General features: G+C 71.3%; 28 protein-coding genes. 14 read left to right on the top strand and 14 right to left on the bottom strand.

Annotated features, from left to right (window positions below):
• Nucleotides 1-168 precede the first annotated feature (168 nt).
• Nucleotides 169-1,404: a phosphoserine phosphatase SerB gene (serB, locus tag ACZ59A_RS00075; RefSeq protein WP_470951477.1), complete on the top strand. Its 1,236-nt coding sequence runs from the start codon at nucleotides 169-171 to the stop codon at nucleotides 1,402-1,404.
• Between the two features lie 134 nt (nucleotides 1,405-1,538).
• Here serB and ACZ59A_RS00080 read toward each other — a convergent pair whose 3' ends face one another.
• From ACZ59A_RS00080 to ACZ59A_RS00095, 4 genes are all read right to left on the bottom strand, one after another.
• Nucleotides 1,539-2,057 (bottom strand): SixA phosphatase family protein, encoded by a 519-nt coding sequence (locus ACZ59A_RS00080; RefSeq protein WP_468056326.1) that lies wholly within the window; start codon nucleotides 2,055-2,057, stop codon nucleotides 1,539-1,541.
• 100 nt (nucleotides 2,058-2,157) lie between these two features.
• On the bottom strand, nucleotides 2,158-2,373 hold the full coding sequence (locus tag ACZ59A_RS00085; protein WP_470951480.1) for a hypothetical protein: 216 nt from the start codon (nucleotides 2,371-2,373) through the stop codon (nucleotides 2,158-2,160).
• Between the two features lie 194 nt (nucleotides 2,374-2,567).
• The gene (locus ACZ59A_RS00090; RefSeq protein WP_267892818.1) at nucleotides 2,568-2,684 is read right to left on the bottom strand and encodes an SGM_5486 family transporter-associated protein; all 117 of its coding nucleotides are present in this window, start codon (nucleotides 2,682-2,684) and stop codon (nucleotides 2,568-2,570) included.
• 23 nt (nucleotides 2,685-2,707) lie between these two features.
• Nucleotides 2,708-3,988, bottom strand: a complete 1,281-nt coding sequence (locus tag ACZ59A_RS00095; RefSeq protein WP_470951483.1) for a CynX/NimT family MFS transporter — start codon at nucleotides 3,986-3,988, stop codon at nucleotides 2,708-2,710.
• A 134-nt stretch (nucleotides 3,989-4,122) separates the two neighbouring features.
• On the opposite strand from ACZ59A_RS00095, the gene ACZ59A_RS00100 reads away from it, so the two are divergent.
• A complete protein-coding gene (locus ACZ59A_RS00100; RefSeq protein WP_470951486.1) occupies nucleotides 4,123-4,803 on the top strand; it encodes a FadR/GntR family transcriptional regulator in 681 nt (226 codons plus the stop codon).
• A 22-nt stretch (nucleotides 4,804-4,825) separates the two neighbouring features.
• On the opposite strand, the gene ACZ59A_RS00105 is transcribed toward ACZ59A_RS00100, so the two are convergent.
• From ACZ59A_RS00105 to fabG, 3 genes are all read right to left on the bottom strand, one after another.
• Nucleotides 4,826-5,164, bottom strand: coding sequence for a hypothetical protein (locus tag ACZ59A_RS00105; protein ID WP_470951488.1), 339 nt, complete (start codon nucleotides 5,162-5,164; stop codon nucleotides 4,826-4,828).
• A 207-nt stretch (nucleotides 5,165-5,371) separates the two neighbouring features.
• On the bottom strand, nucleotides 5,372-6,142 hold the full coding sequence (gene fabI / locus ACZ59A_RS00110) for an enoyl-ACP reductase FabI (RefSeq protein ID WP_470951491.1): 771 nt from the start codon (nucleotides 6,140-6,142) through the stop codon (nucleotides 5,372-5,374).
• A gap of 3 nt (nucleotides 6,143-6,145) precedes the next feature.
• Nucleotides 6,146-6,850 carry a 3-oxoacyl-[acyl-carrier-protein] reductase gene (fabG, locus tag ACZ59A_RS00115; RefSeq protein WP_468056338.1) on the bottom strand — a complete coding sequence of 235 codons (705 nt, stop codon included), beginning with the start codon at nucleotides 6,848-6,850 and terminating at the stop codon, nucleotides 6,146-6,148.
• Between the two features lie 231 nt (nucleotides 6,851-7,081).
• On the opposite strand from fabG, the gene ACZ59A_RS00120 reads away from it, so the two are divergent.
• The gene (locus tag ACZ59A_RS00120) at nucleotides 7,082-8,308 is read left to right on the top strand and encodes an alpha/beta hydrolase family protein (protein ID WP_470951494.1); all 1,227 of its coding nucleotides are present in this window, start codon (nucleotides 7,082-7,084) and stop codon (nucleotides 8,306-8,308) included.
• Nucleotides 8,309-8,318: 10 nt separating this feature from the next.
• Here the strand turns inward: ACZ59A_RS00120 and ACZ59A_RS00125 are convergent, their stop codons facing one another.
• Complete coding sequence (locus ACZ59A_RS00125; protein ID WP_470951497.1) at nucleotides 8,319-8,783, bottom strand: nitroreductase/quinone reductase family protein; 465 nt, start codon at nucleotides 8,781-8,783, stop codon at nucleotides 8,319-8,321.
• A gap of 210 nt (nucleotides 8,784-8,993) precedes the next feature.
• Here ACZ59A_RS00125 and ACZ59A_RS00130 point away from each other — a divergent pair, with 210 nt between their 5' ends.
• From ACZ59A_RS00130 to tyrS, 3 genes are all read left to right on the top strand, one after another.
• Nucleotides 8,994-10,520 (top strand): TldD/PmbA family protein, encoded by a 1,527-nt coding sequence (locus tag ACZ59A_RS00130; protein WP_470951500.1) that lies wholly within the window; start codon nucleotides 8,994-8,996, stop codon nucleotides 10,518-10,520.
• On the top strand, nucleotides 10,517-11,902 hold the full coding sequence (locus ACZ59A_RS00135) for a metallopeptidase TldD-related protein (protein WP_470951503.1): 1,386 nt from the start codon (nucleotides 10,517-10,519) through the stop codon (nucleotides 11,900-11,902). Before ACZ59A_RS00130 ends, ACZ59A_RS00135 begins: the two co-directional genes overlap by 4 nt.
• A 94-nt stretch (nucleotides 11,903-11,996) precedes the next feature.
• Nucleotides 11,997-13,415: a tyrosine--tRNA ligase gene (tyrS, locus tag ACZ59A_RS00140; RefSeq protein ID WP_470951506.1), complete on the top strand. Its 1,419-nt coding sequence runs from the start codon at nucleotides 11,997-11,999 to the stop codon at nucleotides 13,413-13,415.
• A gap of 135 nt (nucleotides 13,416-13,550) precedes the next feature.
• Here the strand turns inward: tyrS and ACZ59A_RS00145 are convergent, their stop codons facing one another.
• Nucleotides 13,551-13,832 carry a GlsB/YeaQ/YmgE family stress response membrane protein gene (locus tag ACZ59A_RS00145; RefSeq protein WP_009718963.1) on the bottom strand — a complete coding sequence of 94 codons (282 nt, stop codon included), beginning with the start codon at nucleotides 13,830-13,832 and terminating at the stop codon, nucleotides 13,551-13,553.
• Nucleotides 13,833-14,045: 213 nt separating this feature from the next.
• Here ACZ59A_RS00145 and ACZ59A_RS00150 point away from each other — a divergent pair, with 213 nt between their 5' ends.
• Both ACZ59A_RS00150 and ACZ59A_RS00155 read left to right on the top strand, forming a co-directional pair.
• The gene (locus ACZ59A_RS00150; RefSeq protein ID WP_470951509.1) at nucleotides 14,046-14,495 is read left to right on the top strand and encodes a DUF3099 domain-containing protein; all 450 of its coding nucleotides are present in this window, start codon (nucleotides 14,046-14,048) and stop codon (nucleotides 14,493-14,495) included.
• Between the two features lie 211 nt (nucleotides 14,496-14,706).
• Complete coding sequence (locus ACZ59A_RS00155; protein ID WP_470951512.1) at nucleotides 14,707-14,946, top strand: hypothetical protein; 240 nt, start codon at nucleotides 14,707-14,709, stop codon at nucleotides 14,944-14,946.
• Between the two features lie 20 nt (nucleotides 14,947-14,966).
• Here ACZ59A_RS00155 and moaA read toward each other — a convergent pair whose 3' ends face one another.
• From moaA to ACZ59A_RS00170, 3 genes are all read right to left on the bottom strand, one after another.
• Nucleotides 14,967-15,956: a GTP 3',8-cyclase MoaA gene (gene moaA / locus ACZ59A_RS00160; RefSeq protein WP_470951514.1), complete on the bottom strand. Its 990-nt coding sequence runs from the start codon at nucleotides 15,954-15,956 to the stop codon at nucleotides 14,967-14,969.
• Nucleotides 15,957-16,217: 261 nt separating this feature from the next.
• Nucleotides 16,218-17,837: a solute symporter family protein gene (locus ACZ59A_RS00165; protein WP_470951516.1), complete on the bottom strand. Its 1,620-nt coding sequence runs from the start codon at nucleotides 17,835-17,837 to the stop codon at nucleotides 16,218-16,220.
• A 91-nt stretch (nucleotides 17,838-17,928) separates the two neighbouring features.
• Nucleotides 17,929-18,285: a DUF485 domain-containing protein gene (locus ACZ59A_RS00170; protein WP_470951518.1), complete on the bottom strand. Its 357-nt coding sequence runs from the start codon at nucleotides 18,283-18,285 to the stop codon at nucleotides 17,929-17,931.
• A 324-nt stretch (nucleotides 18,286-18,609) separates the two neighbouring features.
• Between ACZ59A_RS00170 and ACZ59A_RS00175 the strand changes: the two genes are divergently transcribed.
• Nucleotides 18,610-20,154 carry a S8 family peptidase gene (locus ACZ59A_RS00175; protein WP_470951520.1) on the top strand — a complete coding sequence of 515 codons (1,545 nt, stop codon included), beginning with the start codon at nucleotides 18,610-18,612 and terminating at the stop codon, nucleotides 20,152-20,154.
• On the opposite strand, the gene ACZ59A_RS00180 is transcribed toward ACZ59A_RS00175, so the two are convergent.
• Nucleotides 20,144-20,818: a lysoplasmalogenase gene (locus ACZ59A_RS00180; protein WP_470951523.1), complete on the bottom strand. Its 675-nt coding sequence runs from the start codon at nucleotides 20,816-20,818 to the stop codon at nucleotides 20,144-20,146. The genes ACZ59A_RS00175 and ACZ59A_RS00180 overlap by 11 nt on opposite strands.
• Nucleotides 20,815-21,723: a sterol desaturase family protein gene (locus tag ACZ59A_RS00185; RefSeq protein WP_470951525.1), complete on the bottom strand. Its 909-nt coding sequence runs from the start codon at nucleotides 21,721-21,723 to the stop codon at nucleotides 20,815-20,817. The genes ACZ59A_RS00180 and ACZ59A_RS00185 overlap by 4 nt, the downstream gene beginning before the upstream one ends.
• A 162-nt stretch (nucleotides 21,724-21,885) precedes the next feature.
• On the opposite strand from ACZ59A_RS00185, the gene ACZ59A_RS00190 reads away from it, so the two are divergent.
• From ACZ59A_RS00190 to ACZ59A_RS00210, 5 genes are all read left to right on the top strand, one after another.
• The gene (locus tag ACZ59A_RS00190; protein WP_470951528.1) at nucleotides 21,886-22,869 is read left to right on the top strand and encodes a DEDDh family exonuclease; all 984 of its coding nucleotides are present in this window, start codon (nucleotides 21,886-21,888) and stop codon (nucleotides 22,867-22,869) included.
• A 79-nt stretch (nucleotides 22,870-22,948) separates the two neighbouring features.
• A complete protein-coding gene (locus ACZ59A_RS00195) occupies nucleotides 22,949-23,182 on the top strand; it encodes a hypothetical protein (protein ID WP_468042102.1) in 234 nt (77 codons plus the stop codon).
• 78 nt (nucleotides 23,183-23,260) lie between these two features.
• Nucleotides 23,261-24,082: an SURF1 family cytochrome oxidase biogenesis protein gene (locus tag ACZ59A_RS00200; protein ID WP_470951531.1), complete on the top strand. Its 822-nt coding sequence runs from the start codon at nucleotides 23,261-23,263 to the stop codon at nucleotides 24,080-24,082.
• A 30-nt stretch (nucleotides 24,083-24,112) separates the two neighbouring features.
• On the top strand, nucleotides 24,113-25,894 hold the full coding sequence (locus ACZ59A_RS00205; RefSeq protein ID WP_470951533.1) for a glycoside hydrolase family 15 protein: 1,782 nt from the start codon (nucleotides 24,113-24,115) through the stop codon (nucleotides 25,892-25,894).
• A 4-nt stretch (nucleotides 25,895-25,898) separates the two neighbouring features.
• The gene (locus tag ACZ59A_RS00210; protein ID WP_470951536.1) at nucleotides 25,899-26,654 is read left to right on the top strand and encodes an SDR family oxidoreductase; all 756 of its coding nucleotides are present in this window, start codon (nucleotides 25,899-25,901) and stop codon (nucleotides 26,652-26,654) included.
• Nucleotides 26,655-26,690 lie beyond the last annotated feature (36 nt).

The raw sequence follows: 26,690 nt of genomic DNA on the forward strand, positions 1-26,690 counted from the left end.
CGGATGGTGCCGACCATGGATGATCCGGGCAACATGACACGACCATGATCAGCGGGCCGGAGCGGTGACGCGGCGGCGTCCGGTAGATGAACGTTCCCCACCGCATGGCCGTCCACGACGCGGGCTGCCGCGCGCCGGGCGGCGGCGGCCGGATACGGTGGGGAGACCATGAGCGCATCGCAGATTCCTCCTGCCACCGCCGTCCCCGCCGACGACGATCCCACCCTCCTTGTCAAGATCTTCGGCAAGGACCGCCCCGGTCTCACCGCCGGGCTCTGCGACACCCTCGCCGCCTACGGCGTGGACATAGTCGACATAGAGCAGGTCGTCACCCGGGGCCGCATCGTGCTGTGCGTGCTGGTCACGGCCCCGAAGGCCGACGGAGCCGAGGGGGAGCTGCGGGCCACCGTGCACAGCTGGGCCGAGTCCCTGCGGATGCAGGCCGAGATCATCTCCGGCCGGGGCGACAACCGGCCGCGCGGCACCGGCCGGTCGCACGTCACCGTGCTGGGGAATCCGCTGACCTCCGAGGCAGTGGCCGCCATCGCCTCCCGTATCACCGGGACGGGCGGCAATATCGACCGTATTTTCCGGCTGGCGAAGTATCCGGTGACGGCCGTGGAATTCGAGGTGTCCGGGGCCGAGACGGAGCCTCTGCGCACCGCGCTGGCCACCGAGGCCGCCGATATCGGGGTCGATGTGGCGGTCGTGGCGTCGGGGCTGCAGCGCCGGGCGCAGCGGCTGGTGGTCATGGACGTCGACTCGACGCTGATCCAGGACGAGGTGATCGAGCTGTTCGCGGCCCACGCGGGCTGCGAGGCCGAGGTCGCCGAGGTCACGGCCCGGGCGATGCGCGGTGAGCTGGACTTCGAGCAGTCGCTGCACGCGCGGGTCGCGCTGCTGGCGGGGATCGACGAGTCGGTGGTGGAGAAGGTGCGCGCGGAGGTCCGGCTGACGCCCGGGGCCCGCACCCTGATCCGTACCCTCAAGCGGCTGGGCTACCAGGTCGGGGTGGTCTCCGGCGGCTTCACGCAGGTCACCGATGATCTCCAGGAGCGGCTGGGGCTGGACTTCGCCTCCGCCAACACCCTGGAGGTCGTGGACGGCAAGCTCACCGGGCGCGTGATCGGCGAGGTGGTGGACCGGGCTGGCAAGGCCCGGCTGCTGCGGCGCTTCGCGGCCGAGGCGGGGGTGCCGCTGGTGCAGACCGTCGCGATCGGCGACGGGGCGAATGACCTGGACATGCTGAACGCGGCCGGGCTCGGGGTCGCCTTCAACGCCAAGCCGGTCGTACGGGAGGCCGCGCACACCGCGGTGAACGTGCCGTTCCTGGACACCGTGCTGTATCTGCTCGGCGTGACCCGTGACGAGGTCGAGGCCGCGGACGCGCACGAAGAGGGCTGACCGCCCCGCGCTCAACGCCCAGCCCCTGGCCCTACCCGCTGCCGCCCGCCTCGCTGCCGAGGCGGGCGGAACGATTCACGGGGGATTACGGGGGATTACGCGAGGGAGGGGGACGGAACGGTACGGCGGCAGGCTTACTCGTGCGGCGCCCAGAAGTCGTCGAGGCGGCCGACGCCGTGCTCCACCGACTTCCACGAGCCGCTGAAGGTCACCACCGCGATGGCGGAGGTGGGGAAGCCGGTGCGGGCCATCCGCTCCCGGGCGCCCTCCGCGGCCTGGCCCGCGAGGGCGTCGGCGAGGGCGTGCACCCCGGGGTTGTGGCCGACCACCAGCAGGTCGGTGATGTCGTCGGACGTCTCGTTGAGGACCGCGATCAGTTCGCCGAGCGAGGCGTCGTACAGCCGCTCCTCGTACACCGTCTTGGGACGCTGGGGCAGCTCGTGGACCACGAGCTTCCAGGTCTCCCGGGTGCGCACGGCCGTGGAGCAGAGGGTCAGTTCGGGGACCAGACCGGCTTCGGTGAGCCGGCGCCCGGCGAGGGGGGCGTCCTTGCGGCCGCGCTCCGCGAGCGGCCGCTCATGGTCTGCCACCTCGGGCCAGTCGGCCTTGGCGTGTCGGAGAATGACAATCCTGCGGGGCACATCGACGCTCATGCGTCCCAGCTTCGCATGAAACGGCTGGCGAGGCGCAGGGTGTTGAAGCGGTGCTCACCAAAGTGAGCGCACACACGCGGGTGCCTCCGCGCACCGTCGGTCACGCCCCCTGGTGTCCGAGGACCTGGCGCAACAGCTCCAGAAACTGCGAGACGGCGCCGGAGCCGCTCGCGGCCTGGGCGTCGGACGGCCCGGCGAGCAGGAGCAGCAGCGCCACGAAGGCGAGGGCGGGCAGCGCGAGGGCCCACCACGGCAGCCGGACGTCCATGCCAGCGTCCGCCGGGGTCGCGGGCCGGGTCGAGGTGCGGGCGGACATGGGGATCGCCTCCGGTCGGGGAACCACGCTGCTTCGTATGGTTCGACGCTACGGAGCGGGCGGGCCCGTTCCCATCCGGTGATCCACCCAGTTCCCCCTGACCCTGACCCCCTAGGGGATGGTGGAGCCAGCCCCCGGCACCGGGTGCCTGCCCCGGGCCTGCCCCACCCCTCGGGGAGGGGTGCGGGCGCGCGTCAGGGCGAGGCGATGGTGGCGATCACGCCGATGACCACCGTGATCCCGAGCATCACGCCCAGGATGAGGAGGAGCTTCTTCTGGCCGTCCGGCGGGTTCTCATCGAGCACTGGCATGGGGTCAGTGTCCCACCCGGCGGTCAGATCTCGTCTTCGAGGGTGCGGTCGCGCCCGGCCAGCAGGCCCGTCACGATCTGCGGCACCATCAGCCCGGCCATCAGCGCCAGCGGCGGTCCCCAGCCGCCGCTGTGCTGGTACAGCGTGCCGACCAGCAGCGGGCCCGGGATGGACAGCAGATAGCCGGTGCTCTGGGCGAAGGCGGAGAGCCGGACGACGCCCGCGCTGGTCCTCGCCCGCATGCCGATCATCGTGAGGGCGAGCGGGAAGGCGCAGTTGGCGACGCCGAGCAGGACGGCCCACACCCAGGCGCCACCGGCCGGGGCCAGCCACAGGCCCGTGTAGCCGATGAGCCCGCAGACGCCGAGGACCACGGCCAGCACGCCCTGGTTGCGCAGCCGGGCCGCGGCGCGCGGCAGGACGAAGGCCAGCGGGACGCCCATGGCCATGATCACCGCGAGCAGCACCCCGGAGGTCGAGGCGGAGACCCCCGCGTCGCGGAAGATCTGCGGCATCCAGCCCATGGTGATGTACGCGGCCGTGGACTGGAGGCCGAAGAAGACGGCCATCGCCCAGGCGGTGGGGCTGCGGGTGATCCGGGTGGCGGGTTCCGGCGCGGCAGATCCGGCCGCGGGGTCCGGCGCGGCCGGTTGCTCAGAGGGGCGGTGCGTACGGTCCCGGGCGAGGAACAGCCAGGGCACCATCGCGACCCCGGCGAGCACCGCCCACACCCCGAGCCCGGCCCGCCAGCTGCCGCCCAGCGCGTCCGTCATGGGTACCGTGGCGGCGGCGGCGCTGGCCGTGCCCAGCGACAGCCCCATGGAGTAGAGGCCGGTCATCGAGCCCACCCGGTCCGGGAACCAGCTCTTGACGATCACCGGCATCAGGATGTTGCTCACCGCGATACCGGCCAGGCCGAGCGCGCTGGCGCACAGGAAGGCCACCGTCCCGCCCGCGAACGGGCGCAGCGCCAGGCCCGTGGCGATGGCCGCGAGACCGGTGCAGACGACGGCTCCGGGCCCGAAGCGGCGGGCCAGCCGGGGCGCGGTGATGCCGAAGACGGCGAAGCAGGCCGCGGGCATCGAGGTGAGCAGCCCGGCGAGGGTTCCGCTCATGCCCAGGTCGTCCCGGACCTCCTTCAGGAGCGGGCCCAGGCTGGTGACGGCGGGGCGCAGGTTGAGCGCGGCCAGCAGCAGGCCGACGACCACGATGCGGCGGCGCCACGGCGAGGGTGCGGGGCGCGGTTCGTGGTCCCGTTGGGCGGGGGCCGCGGGGTCGAGCGTCGCGAGGTCGTCGTTGGGCATGCCGACCATCATAGAATCATGGGATGAATGGCTGTCCAATCGATATGTAACCACCAGGTGACAACGGGACGGCATCATGGAACGGCTCGTTGCACAGCCCCAGCAGTCTCAGCAGTCTCAGGCACAGGAGAGTCATGCCGCTGACGTCGCCCCAGCGCTCCGCCCTCGCCGACCAGGTGATCGCCCAGCTGCGCGCCCAGATCACCGCGGGCGAATGGCCGGTGGGCTCGCGGATCCCCACCGAGCCCGAGCTGGTCGAGCAGCTCGGGGTGGCGCGCAACACCGTGCGCGAGGCGGTGCGCGCGCTGGCGCACAACGGTCTGCTGGACATCCGGCAGGGCTCGGGCACGTACGTGCTCGCGACCAGCGAGCTGGCCGGGGTGATGCACCGCCGGTTCGCGAGCGCCGATCCGCGGCACGTGGCCGAGCTGCGCAGCGCCCTGGAGACGAAGGCCGCGCAGCTGGCCGCGGAGCGCCGTACCGCACAGGACGTCAGGCAGCTCGACGCCCAGCTGAACCGGCGCGAGCGGGCCTGGGAGTCCGGTGACGCGGAGGTGTTCGTGGAGTCGGACGCGACGCTGCACATGGCGATCGTGGCCGCCGCCCACAACGACGTGCTGGCGGCGCTCTACGCGGACCTGGGAGCGGTCGTACGGGACTTCCTGCGCGCCGACGTGGCCGACGGCCTGAGCCCCGAGGCGTACGTGGACCACGCGCGGCTGGTGGAGGCCATCCGGGAGCGGGACGGGGAGCGGGCGGCGGCCGAGGCGAGCACCCACCCGTTCGCCTGCCGCCTCACGCCCGAGGCCGGCTGAGGGCGCGTACGTCCCCGGGGGTTCAGCGGCGACGGTGGGTCACCCACGCCTTGCGGATCTCCTTCCAGCAGCGCTCGTCCAGCTCCACGTGCTGCGCCGGGCCCACCTCCACCCGGTGGCTGTCCATGTCCGGGTCCCACCAGCGGGCGCATTCGACGTGCAGCTGCACCCGGTCGGCGTCGGGGTAGGGGTTGAAGCAGCTGGCGGTGGCGTGCGAGCCGCGCACCGAGGTGGCACAGGCGGCCTCGCGCGGCCGGGGGCGCTCCTGCGCGACGGACGCGACGGAGCCGGAGGCGGCGAGTACGCACCCGACCGCGGCGGCGAACAGCGAGGCGGCCGCGAAGCGCCGGGGCGTACGCATGGCAGGACCTCCTCGGCCGGGCTGTCGCTCCGCGAGTCGTGTCGCACTCCCCCCTGACTCCACCCTGCTCGTACTCCACCCTGCGCGCCGCGCCAGCCGCCCGCCCGCCCGCTGGCCCGAACGGGTGACCACTGCCACGCGAACGGCCGCCGCCCCGGTCCCGCTGCGCGCGGGCCGGGGCGGCGGCCGTGTCGAGATTCCGGAGGCTCAGGCACCCATCATGTGCACGCCACCGTCGACGTGCACGATCTCGCCGGTGGTCCGCGGGAACCAGTCGGACAGCAGGGCGACGACGCCGCGCCCGGCGGGCTCCGGGTCGGTCAGGTCCCAGCCGATCGGGGCGCGGTGGTTCCACACGTCCGCCAGCTCCTCGAAGCCCGGGATGGACTTCGCGGCCATGGACTTGAGGGGCCCGGCCGAGACCAGGTTGCAGCGCACGTTCTTCTCGCCCAGGTCACGGGCGAGGTAGCGGCTGGTCGACTCCAGGGCGGCCTTGGCCACGCCCATCCAGTCGTACTTCGGCCACGCGAACTGCGCGTCGAAGGTCAGCCCGACGATGGAGCCGCCGCGCGGCATGACCGGCAGGCAGGCCATGGTGAGCGCCTTGAGGGAGTACGCCGAGACGTGCACGGCGGTGCCGACGTCCTCCCAGCTGCCCTCCAGGAAGTTGAACGCGCCCTGCGGGCCGAAGGCGATGGAGTGCACGACGCCGTCGAGGTCGACGCCCTCCCCCAGGTGCTCGCGGACCTTGTCGGCGAGCCCGTCGAGGTGCTCCTGGTTCTGCACGTCCAGCTCGATGACCGGGGCGGGCTTGGGCAGCCGCTTGGCGATCCGCTCGACGAGGGAGACCCGGCCGAAGCCGGTCAGGATGACCTCGGCGCCCTCCTCCTGGGCGAGCTTCGCAACGTGGAAGGCGATCGACGCGTCGGTGATGACGCCCGTGACGAGGATGCGCTTACCGGCGAGAATTCCACTCATGGTTCAGTGACCCATGCCCAATCCGCCGTCGACAGGGATGACGGCTCCAGTGATGTACGCGGCCTCGTCGGAGGCCAGGAAGCGGACCGAGGCGGCGATCTCCTCGGGCTGCGCGTAGCGCGCGAGCGGCACCTGCTTGACGATGTTCTCGCGCTGGTCGTCGCTGAGCGCGCGCGTCATGTCCGTGTCGACGAAACCGGGCGCGACCACGTTGACGGTGATGTTCCGCGAGCCCAGCTCACGGGCGAGCGACCGGGCGAAGCCCACCAGGCCCGCCTTGGACGCGGCGTAGTTCGCCTGCCCGGCGGAGCCCATGAGCCCGACCACCGACGAGATCAGCACCACGCGCCCCTTACGGGCCCGCAGCATGCCCCGGTTGGCCCGCTTGACCATACGGAACGTACCGGTGAGGTTGGTGTCGAGGACGGCGGAGAAGTCCTCCTCCGACATGCGCATCAGCAGCTGGTCACGGGTGACGCCGGCGTTGGCCACCAGCACCTCGACCGTGCCGTGCTTCTCCTCGATCTCCTTGTACGCCTGCTCGACCTGCTCGGGCTCGGTGATGTCGCACTTCACCGCGAGGAAGCCGGCCGGCGGCTCACCGGACCGATAGGTGATGGCGACCTTGTCGCCTGCGTCGGCGAAGGCCCGGGCGATGGCGAGGCCGATGCCGCGGTTGCCTCCGGTGACGAGAACCGAGCGGCTCAAGGGACCACCCTCTCTTGTAGATGTCGTGCTCGACCGCACGCCGTGTCCGCACGTGTGTCGACCCTCGTGCGAAAAACTACCGGGCTACGGACGGGTTCGGAGAATCGAGCACGCACAGGGGCGGGTGGCCGACCCTGTCGACTTCCTACAGAATCCCTCAGTGGAATGCCGGGGTCGGCTCCTCCCGTCGCCGGATGTGGCGACGCGGGGCGCGGAACCACTGTGGGCCTCATGCGAATCAACAGAGTCTTAGCCACCGCAGCGGGCCTTGTCCTCGCCCTCACCGCGGGTACGGTCGCCTCCGCCGCCCCCGGGACCTCCTCCCCCGCAGTCCATGAAGCCGTCCGGTTCGAGCTGCCCGGGCCGACCGGCCCGCACCCGGTCGGGAGCACGGAGCTGCATCTCGTCGACCGCGACCGGCCCGACCCCTGGGTCGCGGGACGGGACCGGGAGCTGATGGTCGACGTCTGGTATCCGGCGCGTTCGACGCACGGCTGTCCCCGCCGGCCGTATCTGGGGCCCGGCGCCGCCCGCTATCTGGACGAGTCGGGCTCGTACGGGCTGGCCCGCCCCGGCGAGGTGGACTGGGCCGCGATCCGTACGGACGCGGCCTCGGGGGCCCCGGCCGACGACCGCGGCAGGCGGCCGGTCGTGCTGTACTCACCGGGCGGGGGCAGCACCCGCACGCTGGGCACCTCGATGGCCACGGAACTGGCGAGCCGGGGCTATGTGGTGGTCACCATGGACCACACGTACGAGACCTTTCCGGTGGAATTCCCGGACGGCCGGGTCGAGCTGGCGAAGGATCCGGGCACGCCCGGGCGGATGAAGAAGGCGGTCGACGTCCGGATACGCGACACCCGCTTCGTCCTCGACCAGCTCGCCGCCCTACGGGGCGGCCACAACCCCGACGCCGAGGGGCGCCCGCTGCCGCGCGGCCTGGGCCGGGCGCTCGACCTGCAGCGGATCGGCATGTACGGCCATTCGGCCGGAGGGCTCACCGCGGCGGAGGCCATGCGCGTGGATGGCCGTATCGACGCGGGGATCAACATGGACGGCACCCTTCAGAACAGCGGCACCGAGTTCTTCCCCGTGGCCCTGGAAGGGCTGGACCGCCCGTTCATGCTCATGGGCAAGGCAAACCAGACGCATCTGAACAAGCCCTCCTGGCAGTCCTTCTGGGACCACTCGACCGGCTGGAAGCGCGATCTGAGCCTGGAGGGGGCCGCCCACTTCAGCTACACCGACGCCCAGGCGTTCGTGCCCGCCCTGGACGAGACCCTGGACATCCCCGCTCAGCTCCGTGAGGAGTACATCGGCACCGTGGACCCCGAGGGCAGCGTCGCCGCCCAACGCGCCTACCTCCCGGCGTTCTTCGACCAGCATCTGCGGGGCCGTCCGCAGGATCTGCTGGACGGCCCCTCCCCCGCCCACCCCGAGGTGCGCTTCGTCGGGTGAGCCCGTGCCGTTACGCGGAGCGCGGGGTGAGGCGGATGACGGGCAGTTCGCGGTCGGTCTTCCGCTGGTACTGAGCGAAGCGTGCCGACGCGGTGGCGATTTCGTGCCAGGCGCGTTCGCGTTCCTCGCCGTGCAGTTGTTCGGCGGCGACGGGGACGGTGCGGCCGTCGAGGGTGATGGCCGCCCGGTCCGGGTGGGCGGCGAGGTTGTAGTACCAGGCGGGGTTCTTCGCGGCTCCGTTGGCGGAGGCCACGACCAGCCAGCTTCCGTCTTCGCCGGGGAACCAGCACACCGGGGATCTGCGGGGCTCTCCGCTCTTCTTGCCGACCGTGGTCAGCACGAGGGCGTCCAGGCCGCCGAGCATCTTGCCGCTGCCCTTGCGGGCGATGGGGCGCATGGTCAGCTTGTTCAGCCAGCGGACTGCCGCTCCGGGCTGCCGCGCCCCATACGTTCCAGGCCGGGATGTGAAGCTCATCGTTGTCTCCGGTTACATGGGTGACCATTGGCTGTTCGGGCAACTTTAGGGCGAATCACTGCGAGGGGATCGCCCTGCCCAAGGAGGTCGAACAGATCTGGGCGGAACGGCATGTCCCCCGTGCGGGCGGGGGTGAATGGCGAGGGACGCCCCCGGTGTCGTACCGGCGTGGTTCACTGCCCACGGACACTCAGAGACGAAGGGGTCGCCGTGGTGCACGAGATCGATCCGTCCTTCCTCGCGCTGCCGCTGCACGCGCTCGCCGACGCGGCGCTCGCGCGGGCGCGGGCGTTGGGGGCCGAGCATGCGGACTTCCGGTTCGAGCGGGTGCGGAGTGCCGCGTGGCGGCTGCGGGATGCCCGGGTCGCGGGCTCCTCCGACACCACGGACCTGGGGTATGCGGTGCGGGTGGTGCACGGGGGGAGCTGGGGGTTCGCGTCCGGGGTGGATCTGTCGATGGACGCGGCGGCGCGGGTGGCCTCGCAGGCGGTGGCGATGGCGAAGCTGTCGGCCAAGGTGATCGAGGCGGCCGGGTCGGACGAGAAGGTGGAGCTGGCGGACGAGCCGGTGCACACGGACCGGACGTGGGTGTCGTCGTACGAGATCGACCCGTTCGAGGTGCCCGACGCGGACAAGACGGGGCTGCTGGCCGAGTGGAGCGGGCGGCTGCTGGCGGCGGACGGGGTGGCGCATGCGGACGCGTCGCTGCTGACCGTCCATGAGAACAAGTTCTACGCGGATACGGCGGGCACCACGACCACCCAGCAGCGGGTGCGGCTGCATCCGCAGCTGACCGCGGTGGCGGTGGATCCGGTGAGCGGGGAGTTCGACTCGATGCGGACCCTGGCCCCGCCGGTCGGGCGGGGCTGGGAGTACCTGACCGGGACCGACAGGTGGGACTGGGACGCAGAGCTGGCCGAGCTGCCGCAGCTGCTGGCCGAGAAGATGCGCGCGCCGTCGGTCGAGGCGGGCTCGTACGACCTGGTGATCGATCCGTCCAATCTGTGGCTGACGATCCATGAGTCGATCGGCCATGCGACCGAGCTGGACCGCGCGCTGGGGTACGAGGCGGCGTACGCGGGGACGTCGTTCGCCACCTTCGACCAGCTGGGCAGCCTGCGGTACGGCTCGGACGTCATGAACGTCACCGGTGACCGGACCGCCGAACACGGGCTGGCCACGATCGGGTACGACGACGAGGGCGTGGCCGCGCAGTCCTGGGACCTGGTGAAGGACGGCAGGCTGGTGGGATACCAGCTGGACCGGCGGATCGCCCGGCTGACCGGGCTGGGCCGGTCCAACGGCTGCGCTTACGCCGATTCGCCGGGCCATGTGCCGGTGCAGCGGATGGCGAACGTGTCGCTGCGGCCCGATCCGGATGGGCCGTCCACGGACGGGCTGATCGGCGACGTCGAGAACGGGCTCTATCTGGTCGGGGACCGGTCGTGGTCGATCGATATGCAGCGCTACAACTTCCAGTTCACGGCGCAGCGGGCCTACCGGATCCGGAACGGGGCGCTGGCCGGGCAGGTGCGTGACTTCGCGTACCAGGCGACGACGACCGACTTCTGGGGCTCGATGACGGCCGTCGGCGGACCGCGGACGTATGTCCTGGGCGGCGCCTTCAACTGCGGCAAGGCCCAGCCCGGCCAGGTCGCGTCCGTTTCACACGGCTGCCCGTCCGCGCTCTTCCGCGGCGTGAACATCCTCAACACCACCCAGGAGGCGGGAGCATGAGCGTGAAGCCGCACGAGATCGTGGAGCGCACCCTTGAGCTGTCCCGCGCGGACGGGTGTGTGGTGATCGCGAACGAGACGTCGACCGCCAATCTGCGCTGGGCGGGCAACGCGCTGACCACCAACGGCGTCACCCGGGGCCGCACCCTGACCGTGGTGGCCACCGTGGACGGCGCGGAGGGGACCGCCTCCGGGGTGGTGTCCCGGTCGGCCGTGACCGCCGGGGAGCTGGAGCCGCTGGTACGGGCCGCCGAGGCGGCCGCGCGCGACGCGGGCCCGGCCGAGGACGCGCAGCCGCTGGTCGGGGGCTCCCCCGTCTCCCCCGGCTTCACCGACTCCCCCGCCGAGACCTCCTCGGAGGTGTTCGCGGCCTTCGCCCCGGCGCTGGGCGAGGCGTTCGCCCGGGCCCACGCGGGCGGCCGGGAGCTGTACGGGTTCGCCAGCCATGAGGTGATCTCCAGCTATCTGGGCACCTCCGGCGGGCTGCGGCTGCGCCATGACCAGCCGAGCGGCACGCTGGAGCTGAACGCCAAGTCGCCGGACATGACGCGCTCGGCCTGGGCCGGGCGGGCGACCCGCGACTTCCGCGACGTGGACCCGGCCGCGATCGACGCCGAGCTGGCGCGGCGGCTGCGCTGGGCCGAGCGCAAGGTGGAGCTTCCGGCGGGCCGCTACGAGACGCTGCTGCCCCCGACCGCCGTCGCCGATCTGCTGATCTACCAGTTCTGGTCGTCGGCGGCCCGGGACGCGGCGGAGGGCCGTACGGTCTTCAGCAAGCCGGGCGGCGGCACCCGGGTCGGCGACACGCTGTCGGAGCTGCCGCTGACGCTGCGCAGCGACCCGCACGAGCCGGGTCTCGAGGCGGCGCCGTTCGTGATCGCGCACTCCTCCGGGGACGACGCGTCGGTGTTCGACAACGGGCTGCCGCTGCCCGCCACCGACTGGATCCGGGACGGGGTGCTGAAGCACCTGGTCACCACCCGGCACACGGCGGGGCTGACCGGGCTGCCGCTGGCCCCGGGGATCGACAATCTGATCCTGGACGCGGGCGGCACCCGCTCGCTGGAGGAGATGGTCGCCTCGACCGAGCGGGGCCTGCTGCTGACCTGCCTGTGGTACATCCGCGAGGTCGATCCGGCCACCCTGCTGCTGACCGGGCTGACCCGGGACGGGGTGTATCTGGTGGAGGGCGGCGAGGTCGTCGGCGAGGTGAACAACTTCCGCTTCAACGAGTCGCCGGTGAGCCTGCTCTCCCGCGCCACCGAGGCGGGGCGCACCGAACCGACCCTGCCGCGCGAGTGGGGCGACTACTTCACCCGTGCCGCGATGCCCGCGCTGCGGATCCCGGACTTCAACATGAGCTCGGTCAGCAAGGGGGTGTGAGAGCGGCGGGAGGAAATCGAGAGGGGCCGGGTGGTACCGGCGAATAGACTGGTCCCCGCCCATCCGTCCGCCCATGACTCTCACCAGGAACCCCATGACACGCCTCGGCGCATCCGTCGCCCGCGCCCGCGAGCTGCTCGACCAGGACCTCTCCGCCGACAAGACCGTCGAGCAACTGCTCGCCGAGACGGCCGCGCGGCGCTCCCTCGATCTGAGTGATCTGTCGGCACAGGAGCAGGCCGAGCTGATCGCCTCCCGTTCGGTCGAGGTCCTGCCGGGCGTCAAGGAGCTGGCCGAGCGGATCGAGGAGCGCCGGACCGCGGGCCGGGGCCTCGCCATCAAGCTGGGCATCGACCCGACGGCCGCCGATGTGCACCTCGGCCACACCGTGCCGATGATCGTCCTCAACCGCTTCCAGCGGATGGGGCACGACGTCACCCTGCTGATCGGCGACTTCACGGCCAAGATCGGCGACCCTTCGGGGCGTACGGCCGAGCGCCCGCCGCTCACCGACGACGACATCGCGCGGAACCTCGCGGGCTACCAGCAGCAGGTCCGGCCGTTCTTCGACTTCGAGAAGGTCGGCTTCCGGCAGAACAGCGAGTGGCTGGCGCCGTACACCTTCCCGGAGCTGCTGGGGCTGCTCGCCCAGGTGCCGGTGTCGCAGCTGCTGCAGCGCGACGACTTCCGCAACCGGCTGGCCGCGGGGTCCGGGCTGACCATGTCGGAGCTGCTGTACCCGATCGCCCAGGCCCTCGACTCGGTGGCGCTGGAGAGCGATGTGGAGCTGGGCGGCGCCGATCAGCTGCTCAATCTGCAGATGGGCCGCAAGCTGATGGAGCTGCGCGGCCAGCAGCCGCAGCTGGTCGTCACCATGCCGCTGATCGAGGGCACGGACGGCACCGGCGCCAAGATGTCCAAGTCCAAGGGCAACTACGTGGCGCTCAGCGCGCCCGCCGACGATGTCTTCGGCAAGATCATGTCGATTCCGGACCGGCTGATGAAGCCGTACCTGGAGGCGTGGACGGAGTGGACGGACGCGGAGATCGCCGCCGCGACCACCCGGCTGGAGACCAAGTCGCTGCACCCGATGGACCTCAAGAAGGTGCTGGCGGGTGAGGTCGTCACGGCGCTGTACGGCATCGAGGCGGCCATGGCGGCGCGCGCGGGCTTCGTCGCGCAGTTCTCCAAGAAGAGCTTCACCGACGTCGGGACGCTGCCGGTGGTCGACGCCGCGGAGCACGGCGGCGAGACCATCGCGACCGTGCTGAGCAAGGTTCTGGAGTTCCAGCCGAGCGCGTCGGCGGCCCGCCGGGTCGCCAAGCAGAACGGTCTGCGGCTGGTCGTGGAGGCCGAGGACGGTCAGAAGGCGATCGTGCTCGCCGAGGCCCAGGCGGTACGGCCGCTGGCCGAGGTGGTCGCGGAGGTGCTGGCGGAGGCCGGGCTCACCGCGCCCTCCGGCGGGGTCTACCTCAAGGCCGGACGGAAGATCGCCCAGCTCCAGGGCGTGTGATCCCGACCGTCCCGGTGGTCCCGACCGTCTCGGTGATCTCCACGATCCCGTGAGCCGGAGCGGCGGCCGGTGCGCTTCCACCATGCGCCCCGGCCGCCGCGGCTCATGCCGTGCACTCCCGGCCCCCGGGCCCGCTCAGGCCCGTTCTCTCCTGCCGCCATGGCGGATTGTCTGCCACAGCGGGGTGCCCAGGGCGACGATCACGATGGCCCCGGCCAGCTGCAGCAGATGCCGGATCCAGTCGAATCCGCCGGTGTGCCTGACCCCGATCCACCCGGCCACCGCATTGCCCACGATGGCCCCGAGGATGCCGTAAATACAGGTCAGCCACAGGGGGATGTCTTGCTTTCCCGGCAGAATCGCCCTGGCGATCACACCGAGAATGATTCCTACGACGATCGCCCACAGCCAGTTCATGTCGCCTCCTGCCGCGGCGGGGAATGCGCGTTTCCTCCCAGTGTTCGGCCGTTTTCGCTACGGCGCATGTCGAAGCGTTCCGTACATGCCTTGCCGTACCGGCGTCGCCACCCATCGGGGTGCCCCGGTCTCGAACCGTATGAGGGCGCGGCGTAACGTTGAGTGCGTATCGAAGCGGGGGATACCTGCTCGGGGACCAGGTGGTGGAACGTGATGCGGAAGCACAGCGATGCCGAGGTCTTCCGGATCACCGGGGCCCGTCAGGGGCTGGCCGACGATGTGCGCGGCCGGCAGCGGCGCTATGTGATCTCGATGTCGGTGCGGACGGTGGCGGTCGTGCTGGCGGCCGTGCTGTGGAACGTCGAGCGCCATGTGGCCATCGTTGCCCTGGTGCTGGGTGTGCTGCTGCCCTATGTGGCGGTCGTGATTGCGAACGCGGGCCGGGAGAACGCCCCTTCGCTTCCCACCACCTACATCCCGACGCCGATGCGCCCGATGCTCAACTCCGGCCCGGACGAGACGCCCTCGGATTCGGCGCCGCATTCGCCGTCGGATTCGGAGCGGGAATCGGAGCCCGATTCGGAGCCGGAATCGGCGTCGGCGGATTCCGTCCCGGGAGATGCCGCACATACCAGCGAGGATGGACGCGGGGGACACGGCTGACCTGCCGCGTTTCCCGAACCTCAGGAAAACCTCAGATCAATCATGCTGTTCCGGTGCACCGCGCCCTATCCCTCGTGACATACTTCGTACGCGCTCCGCATCCCCCGTCGGAGCGACGGACCGACGCCGGGCGGCTCCCCCCGTGGCTGCCCGGCGTCGTCATGTCCGCGGCACTTTTTGCAGAGTCGGCGGTGTCCGTACAGTTTGCGGTGTGAACATCCTCGACACCGCCACCGAGACCGACATCCCGATCTGCTCCGCCAAGGGCTGCCGCGCCCCCGCCGTCTGGGTGCTGGCCTGGAACAACCCCAAGCTCCATACCCCGGAGCGGCGGAAGACCTGGCTGGCCTGCGAGGAGCACCGCGAGCATCTGTCGAAGTTCCTGGGCATGCGCGACTTCCTCAAGGACGTGGTGTCCCTGGAAGAATGGACGGCCGCCGAAAACCAGTGAGCGGCCGCCAACGCCGTTGATCAGCCGCCTATCGCCGACATCGGGCGGTCCGGCTGCAGGAACGACGGGTCGTCCAGTCCGGACCCCGCCTTCTTCCCCCACATCGCCTGCCGCCATAGCCGGGCGATCTCCGCGTCCGGCACGCCGGAGCGCAGCGCGCCCCGCAGGTCGGACTCCTCGCGCGCGAACAGGCAGGTGCGCACCTGTCCGTCGGCGGTGAGCCGGGTGCGGTCGCAGGCGCGGCAGAAGGGGCGGGTGACGGAGGCGATGACGCCGACGCGGGCCGGGCCGCCGTCGACCAGCCAGCGCTCGGCGGGTGCGGAGCCGCGCTCGTCCTCGCCCTCGGCGGTGAGGGTGAAGCGGGTGCGCAGGCTCTCCAGGATGTCCCCGGCGGTGATCATGCCCTCGCGGTGCCAGCCGTGCTGGGCGTCGAGCGGCATCTGCTCGATGAAGCGCAGCTCATAGCTGTTCTCCAGGGCCCAGGCGAGCAGATCGGGGGCCTCGTCGTCGTTGAGCCCGGGCATCAGCACGGCGTTGACCTTGACCGGGGTGAGCCCGGCGGAGTGCGCGGCGGCGAGGCCGCGCAGCACGTCGCCGTGGCGCTTGCGCCGGGTCATGGCCTGGAAGACGTCGGGGCGCAGGGTGTCCAGCGAGACGTTGACCCGGTCCAGGCCGGCGTCGCGCAGGGCCTCGGCGGTGCGCTCCAGACCGATGCCGTTGGTGGTCAGGGACATCTCGGGGCGCGGGGTGAGCGCCGCGCAGCGCTCGACGATGGAGACGAGTCCGGGGCGCAGCAGCGGCTCACCGCCGGTGAAGCGGACCTCGGTGACGCCGAGGTCGCCGACCGCGATCCCGATCAGCCGGACGATCTCGTCGTCGGTGAGGAGATCCGGTTTGGCGAGCCATTGGAGCCCCTCTTCCGGCATGCAGTAAGTGCACCGCAGGTTGCACCTGTCGGTCAGGGAGACACGCAGGTCAGTGGCGACTCGACCATAGGTGTCGATCAGCATGTCGGCGGCCCCTCACGGTTGCCTTGAGTGCGTTGCGGTCAATTGTCCCGCACCGTACGCGAAGGCGACGACAGTGAGGGGCCGCCGGGGGGTGGTTGGGGGTGTCTTGTCGGTCAGGCCGGATCAGCGAGCGGCGTCTGGTGCAGGGGGCACCGCCCAGCGGTAGCTGGGGGAGGCGCTGCGTGCGACGAGCGCGGGGCCGCGAGGTGCCGCGCCAGGCGTCGGGAGCCCGGCATGACCGGCAAGACACCCCCCTGGGCGTCAGTGGGCGCCGTGTCCGGTGAGCGAGCGGACCTCCAGTTCGGCGTATTTGCCCTTGTCAGGCTCTTCCTTGGAGACGAGGGTGCCCAGCCAGCCCAGCAGGAAGCCCAGCGGGATGGAGATCAGGCCGGGGTTCTCCAGCGGGAACCAGTGGAAGTCGACGTCCGGGAACATCGAGGTCTCCTTGCCGGAGACGACGGGCGAGAAGAGCACCAGGAAGACGGAGGAGATGAGTCCGCCGTAGATCGACCAGAGGGCGCCCTGGGTGGTGAAACGTTTCCAGAACAGGCTGTAGAGAATGGTCGGCAGGTTCGCGGAGGCGGCGACCGCGAAAGCGAGGGCGACGAGCCCCGCGACGTTGAGATCTCGGGCGAAGACTCCGAGGACGACGGCGACGGTGCCGATGCCGACGGTGGCCCAGCGGGCGGCCCGGATCTCCTCCTTCTGGGTCGCCTGGCCCTTGCGGATCACATTGGCGTACAGGTCGTGGGCGAAGGAGGACGAGGAGGCGAGGGTGAGCCCGGCGACGACGGCGAGGATGGTGGCGAACGCCACCGCTGAGATCACCGCGAGCAGGATCGCGCCGCCGGTGGAGTCCGCGCCGCCGCCGATCTCCTCGGCGAGCAGCGGTGCCGCGGTGTTGCCGGACTTGTTGGAGGCGATGATGGCGTCCCGGTCCAGCAGGGCCGCGGCGCCGAAGCCGAGCGCGATCGTCATCAGGTAGAAGCCGCCGATGATGCCGATCGCCCAGTTGACCGACTTACGGGCGGCCTGGGCGGTGGGGACGGTGTAGAAGCGGATGAGGATGTGCGGCAGTCCGGCGGTGCCGAGGACCAGCGCGATGCCAAGGGAGAGGAAGTCGAGCTTGGAGGTGGCGTTGATCCCGTACTTCAGGCCCGGCTCCAGGAACTTGCTGCCCATGCCGCTGTTCTTGGCCGCCTCGCCCAGCAGCTGCGAGACGTTGAAGTCGAACTTGAGCAGCACCAGGAAGGTGATCAGCAGCGTGCCCGCGATGAGCAGGACGGCCTTGACCATCTGCACCCAGGTGGTGCCCTTCATGCCGCCGATGGTGACGTAGAGCATCATCACCACGCCGACCAGCACGACGATGAGGATCTTCCCGGCCTCGCTGGTGATGCCCAGCAGCAGCGAGACGAGGACGCCCGCGCCCGCCATCTGGGCCAGCAGGTAGAAGATCGACACGACGATGGTGGAGACGCCCGCGGCGGTGCGCACCGGGCGCTGGCGCATCCGGTAGGCGAGCACGTCGCCCATCGTGTAGCGGCCGGAGTTGCGCAGCGGTTCGGCGACCAGCAGCAGGGCGACCAGCCAGGCGACGAGGAAGCCGATGGAGTACAGGAAGCCGTCGTAGCCGGAGAGCGCGATGGCCCCGGCGATGCCGAGGAAGGACGCGGCGGACATGTAGTCGCCGGAGATGGCGAGCCCGTTCTGGAAGCCGGAGAACTGTCTGCCACCGGCGTAGAAGTCGTTGGCGTCCTTGGTCTGCCGGCCCGCCCAGACGGTGATGCCCAGCGTCGCCAGGACGAAGACGCTGAAGAGCGTGATGATCAGCGGCCGGTTGTCCGACGCGCTCTCGGCCGCGAGCAGATACGTACTCATGCCGTGCCCCTTTCCTTCGCTTCTCCGCCCACGCGGCGCAGGGGCGCGGCTTTGTGTGTCGTCTGCGGCCGAGCGGCCGCGTGTGCGTCGCTCATGGGCTATCCCCCAGACGGGCCTTGATGGCCTCCGCGCGCGGGTCGAGCTTGGCGGCGGCGTGCCGGGAGTACCACCAGGCGATCAGGAAGGTGGTCAGGAACTGGGCGAGGCCGAACACCAGAGCGACGTTGATGTTTCCGACGACCCGGGTGCCCATGAAGCCGTCCGCGTAGTTGGACAGCAGGACGTAGAGCAGGTACCAGCTGACGAACGCGATGGTCAGCGGGAAGGCGAACGAGCGGTGTGCGCTGCGCAGTTCGCCGAACTCGGTGCTCGCCTGCACCTCGTCGTACGGGGGGCGGTGGTGCTGCCGCTGATCGTCGGGACGATCGCTGGCCGGTGCGGTATCCACGGTCTCTCCTGGTGAGTGGTCCGACGGGGACGTACGGCGGCGACGGTGATCCGGATCACGCATCGTAAAGGCGGTAGCGAAGTATGCGACAGGGTTTGGTGGTTGAAAGACGGAGAGAGATTCGGAGGAACGTTTGGATCCGGGCGCTGTGGCGGGTTTTCTTCCGGAATGTATTGATACCCGGTGATGATCAGCGATAGCTTCGCTCGTCATGTACCCGCCCACGCGCATCCGCGCTGCGGCGGTCGCTTCGGATGAGGTGGAGACCCCATGGCTCAGCTGAGATCGGATGCTCCCAGACCCGGGACCAGTTCCACTGCGCGAATGACGTCTTCCGGATCGCGGGGGCTGACGCCGCGCGCCGTCGCCATACCCGCCGCACTGGCGCTCACCGGCGCGCTGGCGTTCCTGCCGACCTCGGCGGGCGCCACCGGGCAGGACAGCCCCGCCCCCGCCGCCCGGGCCGCGGCCGCCGACGGCCCGTCGCTCAGCTACGTCGTCAACGTCCGCCCGGGCCACCACGACAGCTCGCGGATCGAGAAGGCCATCAAGCGGGCCGACGGCACCGTGGTCATCTCGTACGACCGGATCGGCGTCATCGTCGCCCACTCGGCGAACCCCGACTTCGCCAAGACGCTCCGTACGGTCCGCGGCGTCGCCTCGGCCGGTGCCACCCGCACCGCGCCGCTGCCCGCCCAGTCGACCGGCGACGTCGGCACGCCGAAGCTGCTCAGCGAGAAGGAGCGCAAGGCGGTCGCGGCGCGCGCCAAGGCCGGTCAGGACCCGCTGGAGCCGCTGCAGTGGGACCTGCCCGCCATCAAGGCGGACAAGGCCCATGAGAAGAGCCTCGGCAGCCGCAAGGTGACGGTCGCGGTCATCGACACCGGAGTGGACGACACCCACCCGGACCTGGCGCCCAACTTCGACCGCAGGGCCTCGGTCAACTGCGTGGGCGGCAAGCCGAACACGGCCGACGGCGCCTGGCGGCCGAGCGCCGAGGAGAGCCCGCACGGCACGCATGTCGCGGGCGAGATCGCCGCCGCGAAGAACGGCATCGGCGTCACCGGGGTCGCCCCGGGCGTCAAGGTGTCCGGCATCAAGGTGTCCACGACCGCCGGGTTCTTCTACACCGAGGCCGTCGTCTGCGGCTTCATGTGGGCCGCCGAGCACGGTGTCGACGTCACCAACAACAGCTATTACACCGACCCGTGGTACTTCAACTGCGCCGGTGACCCGGACCAGAAGGCCCTGGTCGACGCGGTGCGCCGGGCCTCGTCGTACGCCGAGCGCAAGGGCGTGGTCAACGTGGCCGCGGCGGGCAACGAGAACTACGACCTCACCTCCGACAAGATCACCGACACCTCCAGCCCGAACGACACCACCCCCGGTGAGCGGGTGATAGACCCCAGCACCTGCTTCGACATCCCGACCCAGCTGCCGGGCGTCGTCACCACCGCCTCGACCGGCGCCAAGGGGCTCAAGTCGTCGTTCTCCAACCACGGTCTCGGGGTCATCGACGTCGCGGCCCCCGGCGGCGACAGCACCATCTACCAGAAGCCCGCGCCGCCGGCCGAGGACGGCCGGATCTACAACACGCTCCCGGGCGGCAAGTACGGCTACATGGCGGGCACCTCGATGGCCTCCCCGCACGCGGCGGGCGTCGCGGCGCTCATCAAGAGCACCCATCCGCACGCCTCCGCCGCCACGGTGAAGGCCCTCCTCAAGGGCCAGGCCGACGACACCGCCTGCCCGACGTCGTACGACATCGACGGCGACGGCGAGATCGACGCGGTGTGCGAGGGCGGCAAGGGCTACAACGGCTTCTACGGGGCCGGGCTCGTGGACGCCCTGGACGCCGTCAAGAAGTGACACGCTGACAGGACGTACGGGCCGCCGGGCGCTCTCCGCCCGGCGGCCCGTACGCGTCTCGCAGCACTCCCGTGGTCAGCAGATACTGCGCCGCTATATAGGTGGCCATGATCCAGAACTGGGGTACGGGAGGCCGCGGCCAGTCCGCGAGACCGGCCGCGATCAGGCCGTCGGAGAGCAGGAACAGCGCCCCGCCGAGCCCGGGCCACGAGCCCGCGCGCAGTGCCCCCAGGGCCATCGCCGTCAGCAGCAGGCTGTACGCGGCGACGGGGACCCGCAGCCCCGGGTCGAGCCCGGGCCACAGCGCGGCCGTGCTGCCGAGCCACACGGCCCCGTAACCGGCGGCCGCCCACCACGCCGTACGCGGCCGCCCGGACCGCGCGAACAGGGCGAGGTAGCACAGGTGCCCGGCCGCGAAGCAGCCCATCCCGGCCAGGAAGGCGGTGTCGCCGCCGACTTGCAGCAGCACGTCCCCGCCGCAGCCGCACAGCAGGGCGGCGGCCAGCGGGCGCGGCCCGCCGCGCAGGGCCGCGTACGCCGCGAGGACCGGCATCAGGGCGGGCTTCGTCAGCTGGACGAGCGTGGTGGCGTCCGCGAGCAGCGCGCCCAGCTGCACGGCGGTCAGCAGCGCGAAGAGCCCGGCAAGGGCGCGGGCGGCGCTCATACGGCGCGCTCCGGCGCCCGCTCCGGCTCGCGCTCTCCCTCCCGCTCCGGTTCGCGCTCCCACCCACCCGGCGGCACCGCGGGCGCCCAGCCCGGGCCGCGGAAGACCCGCCCGGCCCGCTCGCGCCAGTCGCGGGCCGCCGCGATGTCGCGGGCGATGGCCGCGTACTCATGGGTGGCCACCCGCAGCGGGTTGTAGGTGTCGATGTTCTTGGTGAGCCCGAAGACCGGGGTGTGCGTCTCGGGGACGAACGACCGGAAGAGCCGGTCCCAGACGATGAGGATCCCGCCGAAGTTGCGGTCCAGATAGCCCCCTTGGGAGGCGTGGTGGACGCGGTGGTGCGACGGCGTGTTGAAGACGAACTCGATGGGGCGCGGGAGGGTGCCGATCCGCTCGGTGTGGATCCAGAACTGGTAGACGAGGTTCACCGACGAGCAGAAGGCGACCGCGGCCGGGTGCACGCCGAGCGCGATCACCGGTACGTAGAACGGCCACACCGTCCACGTGGTCCACGGCTGCCGCAGCGCGGTGGTGAGGTTGAACTTGCGGCTGGAGTGGTGCACCACATGGCAGGCCCACAGGATGCGGATCACGTGGTGCCCGCGGTGCGACCAGTAGTAGAAGAAGTCCTGCGCGAGCAGCATCAGCGGCAGCGTCCACCACTCCACCGGGACGCGCAGCGGGGTGAGTTCGTACACGGCGGCGTAGACCGCCACGATCGGGATCTTCCACACCAGGTCGAAGACGAGGCTGCCGAGCCCCATGGCGACGCTGGTCGCGGCGTCCTTGGCCGCGTAGCCCGCGGCGTCCTCATCGGGGTGCAGGCGGTAACTCACCATCTCCACGACGGCGAGCAGCACGAAGGCGGGTATCGACCACAGCACGACGTTGGGCAAATGCGGCATACCGGCAACATAGATCCGGTTTCGCCGCACCGCCAGAGGTAGTTACCAACAAGTATGATAGACGCGATGTCAACAACGGGCCTCGTCCGATCGGCTGACGGCACGTACCCGCACCAACCCGGCGGTCCGGAGTGTCGGAGCGGGCCCGTATCCTCATGGACCATGCTCGAAGACCCCACGGCAGCCGCCCCGCGAACCGCGTCAACACCCTCGTGGCCGGAGGGCTATCCGCAGGGGTACGCCGTCGTCGACGTGGAGACCACCGGTCTCGCCCGCGACGACCGGATCATCTCCGCGGCGGTCTATCAGCTCGACGCCCGGGGCGCGGTGCAGGACCGCTGGTACACGCTGGTCAACCCGCGGCGCGACCCGGGCCCGGTGTGGATCCACGGCCTCACCCGGGAGACCCTTTCCGACGCCCCGCTCTTCCCGGACATCGCCGCCGCGTTCGCCGAGCGCCTCGCCGACCGCGTCCTGGTCGCGCACAACGCCGCCTTCGACTGGTCGATGATCGCCCGCGAGTTCGCCCGGTCGAAGACCGAGGCGCCGGTGCGTCAGCGGCTGTGCACCATCGCCCTGTCCAAGGAGCTGGGGCTGCCGCTGGCCAACCACAAGCTGGAGACCCTGGCCGCGCACTACGGGGTCGTCCAGGAGCAGGCCCACCACGCGCTGGACGACGCGCGCGTGCTCGCCGAGACCTTCCGGCCGAGCCTCCACCGGGCCGCCGAGGCCGGGCTGCGGCTGCCCCTGCTGGCCTGTCAGCCGCTCACCGAATGGTCGGACCCGCCGTCCCGCGGGATCGGCGCCCAGCGCTCGTACCGCCAGCAGAGCTGGCGCCCCAGCCGCAAGCGCCCCGCCTGCCCCTACCCCAACCCGGGGCGCTACCAGCCGGGCGGGCTGCTGACCCAGGGCATGCGGGTGGCGTTCTCCGGGGACACCTCGGTCGACCGGGAGCTGCTGGAGGACCGGGCCGTCGAGGCGGGGCTGCACGTGGCGACCAGCGTGTCCCGGCTCACCAGCCTGCTGGTCACCAACGATCCGGACGCGGCCACGTCCAAGGCCGTCAAGGCCCGCTCCTTCGGGACGCCCGTCGTGGACGAGGCCGCCTTCACGCAGCTGCTGCGGGACGTCATCCCGGCCGTCTGAGCCGACAATCAGGTGAAGTCCGCGCGACGCGCCCGCCCACCGCTCGCCCGCCACCGCCCGGGCCCGCACGCTGAGGCGCATGGCACGCTGTGAGGTCTGCGGAAACGACTACACCATGACGTTCGAGGTGCACGCCCAGGGCAATGTGCACATCTTCGACTGCTTCGCCTGCGCCATCCACCGCATGGCGCCCATCTGCGAGCACTGCCGGTGCCAGATCATCGGCCAGGGCGTGGAGGTGGACGGCCACTACTACTGCGGCGCCCACTGCTCCCGCGCGGAGGGGAAGGAGGGCATCGTCGACAAGGTATGAGCGCGGGCCGGATGCGTGGATTGTCGTCCGGTGCCCCCCGTGGCAGGGGGACAATCCACGCCGAGTAGTGTCAAGGACGTGTACCGCTTCCTGTTGACCCGGCAGTGGGTGATTCTCACGCTGATCGGGCTCGCACTGATCCCCACCATGATCAGGCTGGGCTTCTGGCAGCTGCACCGCCACGAGGCCAAGGTCGCGCAGAACCAGCTGATCGGGAACAACCTCGGCGCCCCCGCCGCGCCGGTCGACAAGCTCACCGCCCCCGGCCGCACCGTCCCGCGCGACGACACCTTCCGTACGGTGACCGCCACCGGGACCTACGACACGGCCCATGAGGTCGTCGTCCGCCAGCGCACCGGCTCCGACGAGCAGAGCATCGGCTACTTCGTCCTCACCCCGCTGATCGAGGGCAAGCGCGCCGTCCTGGTCAACCGGGGCTGGATCCCCGCCGGGGCCGACCTCACCAAGTTCCCCGAGGTCCCCGCCGCCCCCCGCGGCAAGGTCACCGTCACCGGCCGCCTCAAGGCCGACGAGACCAGCGCGGACAGCGGCATCAAGGACAAGTCGGGCCTGCCGCCGCGCCAGGTCATGCTGATCAACAGCGAGCAGCAGGCCAAGGCGCTCGGGCGGCCCCTCCAGGGCGGCTACATCGAGCTGACCTCGTCCTCCCCCAAGGGCGACAAGCAGCCCGACCCGGTGCCGGAGCCCGAGCACGACGACATCGGCCCCCATATGGCGTACGCGGTCCAGTGGTGGCTGTTCTCCGCCGGAGTGCCGTTCGGCTGGTTCGTACTGGCCCGCCGGGAGCGCCGCGACCGGGCCGCCGAGGCGGCCGAGGCCGCCGCCGAGAGCACCGAGCAGGCCCCCGGGAAGACCCCCGCCGCCGCCAATGCGGACTAGCCTTCCCGCTCCCCGGGAAGGTGCCACGACGTGGCACAGGACATTGACGACTACGCGCTCATCGGGGACCACCAGACGACGGCCCTGATCAGCCGCGAGGGCTCGATCGACTGGCTGTGCCTGCCCCGCTTCGACTCCGCCGCCTGCTTCGCCGCCCTCCTCGGCGACGAGGACAACGGCCACTGGCGGCTCGCCCCCAAGGGCGCCGGTGCCTGCACCCGCCGCGGCTACCTCGACGACTCCCTCGTCCTGGAATCCGTCTGGGAGACCGGCTCCGGCACCGTCAAGGTGATCGACTTCATGCCGCAGCGCGATCGCGCGCCCGACGTCATCCGCATCGTGGAGGGCGTCTCCGGCAGCGTCGAGATGGCGGGCGTCCTGCGGCTGCGCTTCGACTACGGGCACGTCATCCCGTGGGTGCGGCGCACCGACGGCCACCGCATCGCCGTGGCCGGGCCCGACTCCGTATGGCTGCGCTCCGAACCCGAGACGCACACCTACGGCAAGGACTTCAGCACCCGCTCCGAGTTCACCGTCGCCGCCGGTGACCGGGTCGCGTTCGTCCTCACCTGGCACCCCTCCCACGAGCCCCGGCCCCGCCTGGTCGACCCGTACGAGGCGCTGCGGTCCAGCCTGGACGACTGGCGCGCCTGGGCGGCCCGCTGCACCTACCGAGGCCCGCACCGGGACGCCGTCGTACGCTCCCTGATCACCCTCAAGGCGCTCACCTACGCCCCCACCGGCGGCATCGTCGCCGCCCCCACCACCTCGCTGCCCGAGCGGCTGGGCGGGGTGCGCAACTGGGACTACCGCTACTGCTGGCTGCGCGACTCCACCCTCACCCTGAACGCCCTGCTCTCCGCCGGTTACCGCGAAGAGGCCGTCTCCTGGCGCGACTGGCTGCTCCGCGCCATCGCGGGCGACCCCGCCGAACTCCAGATCATGTACGGGCTCGGCGGCGAGCGGCGCCTCCCCGAGCACGAGCTGCCCTGGCTGGAGGGGTACGGCCACTCCCGCCCCGTCCGCGTCGGCAACGGCGCCGTCACCCAGCGCCAGCACGACGTCTACGGCGAGGTCCTCGACTCCTTCCACTTCGCCCGCGCCCATGGCATGGCCCCCGAGCCGCACGCCTGGAAGATCCAGAGCGCCCTCATGGACTTCCTCGAATCCGCCTGGCAGGACCCCGACGAGGGCCTGTGGGAGGTCCGCGGCCCCCGCCGCCACTTCGTCCACTCCAAGGTCATGTCCTGGGTCGCCGCCGACCGCGCCGTCCGCGCCATCGAGGCCCACCCCGAGCTGCCCGGCGACGCCGACCGGTGGCGGGCCATGCGGGTGGCGGTCCACCGCGAGGTCTGCGAAAAGGGCTACGACGCCGACCGCGACACCTTCACCCAGTCCTACGGCTCCACCGCGCTCGACGCCGCCACCCTCCTCATCCCCCGGGTCGGCTTCCTCCCCGCCGACGACCCCCGCGTCATCGGCACCGTCGACGCGGTCCGCCGCGAGCTGAGCCACGACGGGGTGATCCGCCGCTACTCCACCGACGACACCGCCGACGGCCTCCCCGGCACCGAGGGCGCCTTCCTCGCCTGCTCCTTCTGGCTCGCCGACGCCCTCCATCTCACCGGCCGCCGCCGGGAGGCCGCCGCCCTGTTCGACCGGCTCCTGTCCCTGCGCAACGACGTCGGGCTCCTCGCCGAGGAGTACGACCCCGGGGCCGACCGGCTGCTCGGCAACTTCCCCCAGGCGTTCAGCCACATCGGACTGGTGGGGACCGCCCTCACCCTCGCGGACGAGTCCCAGGCAGACTGAACCCATGGATCTTGGACTCGAAGACCGCGTATACATCGTCACCGGAGCCACCCGCGGGCTGGGCCGCGCCGCCGCGGCGGAGCTGATCGCCGACGGCGCCAAGGCCGTCATCACCGGCCGCGACGCCGACACCGCCGCCGCGGCCGCCGCCGAGCTCGGCCCGGGTGCGGTCGGCGTCGCCGCCGACAACGCCGACCCCGACGCCGCCGAACGCCTCATCGCCACCGCCCGCGAGCGGTTCGGCCGCTTCGACGGCATCCTCATCAGCGTCGGCGGGCCGCCCGCCGGGCCCACCGCCGACATCACCGACGCCCAGTGGCAGACCGCCTTCGACTCGGTCTTCCTCGGCGCCGTCCGGCTCGCCCGCGCCGCCGCCGCCGAACTCGCTCCCGGCGGTGTGATCGGCTTCGTCCTCTCCGGCTCCGTCCACGAGCCCGTTCCCGGCCTCACCGTCTCCAACGGCCTCCGCCCCGGCCTCGCCGGTTTCGCCAAGAACCTCTCCCTGGAGCTGGGCCCCCGCGGCGTCCGCGTCGTGGGCCTGCTTCCGGCCCGCATCGACACCGACCGGGTGCGTGAGCTGGACGGGCTGTCCGGCGACGCGGATGCCGCGCGGGAGCGGAACAGCGCCGCGATTCCGCTGCGGCGGTACGGCACCCCTGACGAGTTCGGCAAGGCCGCCGCGTTCCTGCTCTCCCCCGCGGCCTCCTATCTGACCGGGCTGATGCTGCCGGTGGACGGCGGGGCGCTCCACGGCTGGTGACGCCGGGGCTCCGCCCCCGTCCCCCCGCCGGGGCTC

It is taken from the genome of Streptomyces sp. NPDC040405 (genome assembly GCF_055595765.1).

Excerpts from the sequence above, each read along its gene's own strand:
- ACZ59A_RS00090 (WP_267892818.1), bottom strand. The coding sequence starts at position 2,684 with ATGCCAGTGCTCGATGAGAACCCGCCGGACGGCCAGAAGAAGCTCCTC.
- ACZ59A_RS00080 (WP_468056326.1), bottom strand. The coding sequence starts at position 2,057 with ATGAGCGTCGATGTGCCCCGCAGGATTGTCATTCTCCGACACGCCAAG.
- ACZ59A_RS00095 (WP_470951483.1), bottom strand. The coding sequence starts at position 3,988 with ATGCCCAACGACGACCTCGCGACGCTCGACCCCGCGGCCCCCGCCCAA.
- ACZ59A_RS00135 (WP_470951503.1), top strand. The coding sequence starts at position 10,517 with ATGAGCGTGAAGCCGCACGAGATCGTGGAGCGCACCCTTGAGCTGTCC.
- serB (WP_470951477.1), top strand. The coding sequence starts at position 169 with ATGAGCGCATCGCAGATTCCTCCTGCCACCGCCGTCCCCGCCGACGAC.
- ACZ59A_RS00195 (WP_468042102.1), top strand. The coding sequence starts at position 22,949 with ATGGCACGCTGTGAGGTCTGCGGAAACGACTACACCATGACGTTCGAG.
- ACZ59A_RS00150 (WP_470951509.1), top strand. The coding sequence starts at position 14,046 with ATGCGGAAGCACAGCGATGCCGAGGTCTTCCGGATCACCGGGGCCCGT.
- moaA (WP_470951514.1), bottom strand. The coding sequence starts at position 15,956 with ATGCTGATCGACACCTATGGTCGAGTCGCCACTGACCTGCGTGTCTCC.
- ACZ59A_RS00100 (WP_470951486.1), top strand. The coding sequence starts at position 4,123 with ATGCCGCTGACGTCGCCCCAGCGCTCCGCCCTCGCCGACCAGGTGATC.
- ACZ59A_RS00165 (WP_470951516.1), bottom strand. The coding sequence starts at position 17,837 with ATGAGTACGTATCTGCTCGCGGCCGAGAGCGCGTCGGACAACCGGCCG.
- ACZ59A_RS00085 (WP_470951480.1), bottom strand. The coding sequence starts at position 2,373 with ATGTCCGCCCGCACCTCGACCCGGCCCGCGACCCCGGCGGACGCTGGC.
- ACZ59A_RS00105 (WP_470951488.1), bottom strand. The coding sequence starts at position 5,164 with ATGCGTACGCCCCGGCGCTTCGCGGCCGCCTCGCTGTTCGCCGCCGCG.
- ACZ59A_RS00145 (WP_009718963.1), bottom strand. The coding sequence starts at position 13,832 with ATGAACTGGCTGTGGGCGATCGTCGTAGGAATCATTCTCGGTGTGATC.
- ACZ59A_RS00210 (WP_470951536.1), top strand. The coding sequence starts at position 25,899 with ATGGATCTTGGACTCGAAGACCGCGTATACATCGTCACCGGAGCCACC.
- ACZ59A_RS00120 (WP_470951494.1), top strand. The coding sequence starts at position 7,082 with ATGCGAATCAACAGAGTCTTAGCCACCGCAGCGGGCCTTGTCCTCGCC.
- fabI (WP_470951491.1), bottom strand. The coding sequence starts at position 6,142 with ATGAGTGGAATTCTCGCCGGTAAGCGCATCCTCGTCACGGGCGTCATC.
- ACZ59A_RS00190 (WP_470951528.1), top strand. The coding sequence starts at position 21,886 with ATGCTCGAAGACCCCACGGCAGCCGCCCCGCGAACCGCGTCAACACCC.
- tyrS (WP_470951506.1), top strand. The coding sequence starts at position 11,997 with ATGACACGCCTCGGCGCATCCGTCGCCCGCGCCCGCGAGCTGCTCGAC.
- ACZ59A_RS00125 (WP_470951497.1), bottom strand. The coding sequence starts at position 8,783 with ATGAGCTTCACATCCCGGCCTGGAACGTATGGGGCGCGGCAGCCCGGA.
- ACZ59A_RS00185 (WP_470951525.1), bottom strand. The coding sequence starts at position 21,723 with ATGCCGCATTTGCCCAACGTCGTGCTGTGGTCGATACCCGCCTTCGTG.
- ACZ59A_RS00175 (WP_470951520.1), top strand. The coding sequence starts at position 18,610 with ATGACGTCTTCCGGATCGCGGGGGCTGACGCCGCGCGCCGTCGCCATA.
- ACZ59A_RS00180 (WP_470951523.1), bottom strand. The coding sequence starts at position 20,818 with ATGAGCGCCGCCCGCGCCCTTGCCGGGCTCTTCGCGCTGCTGACCGCC.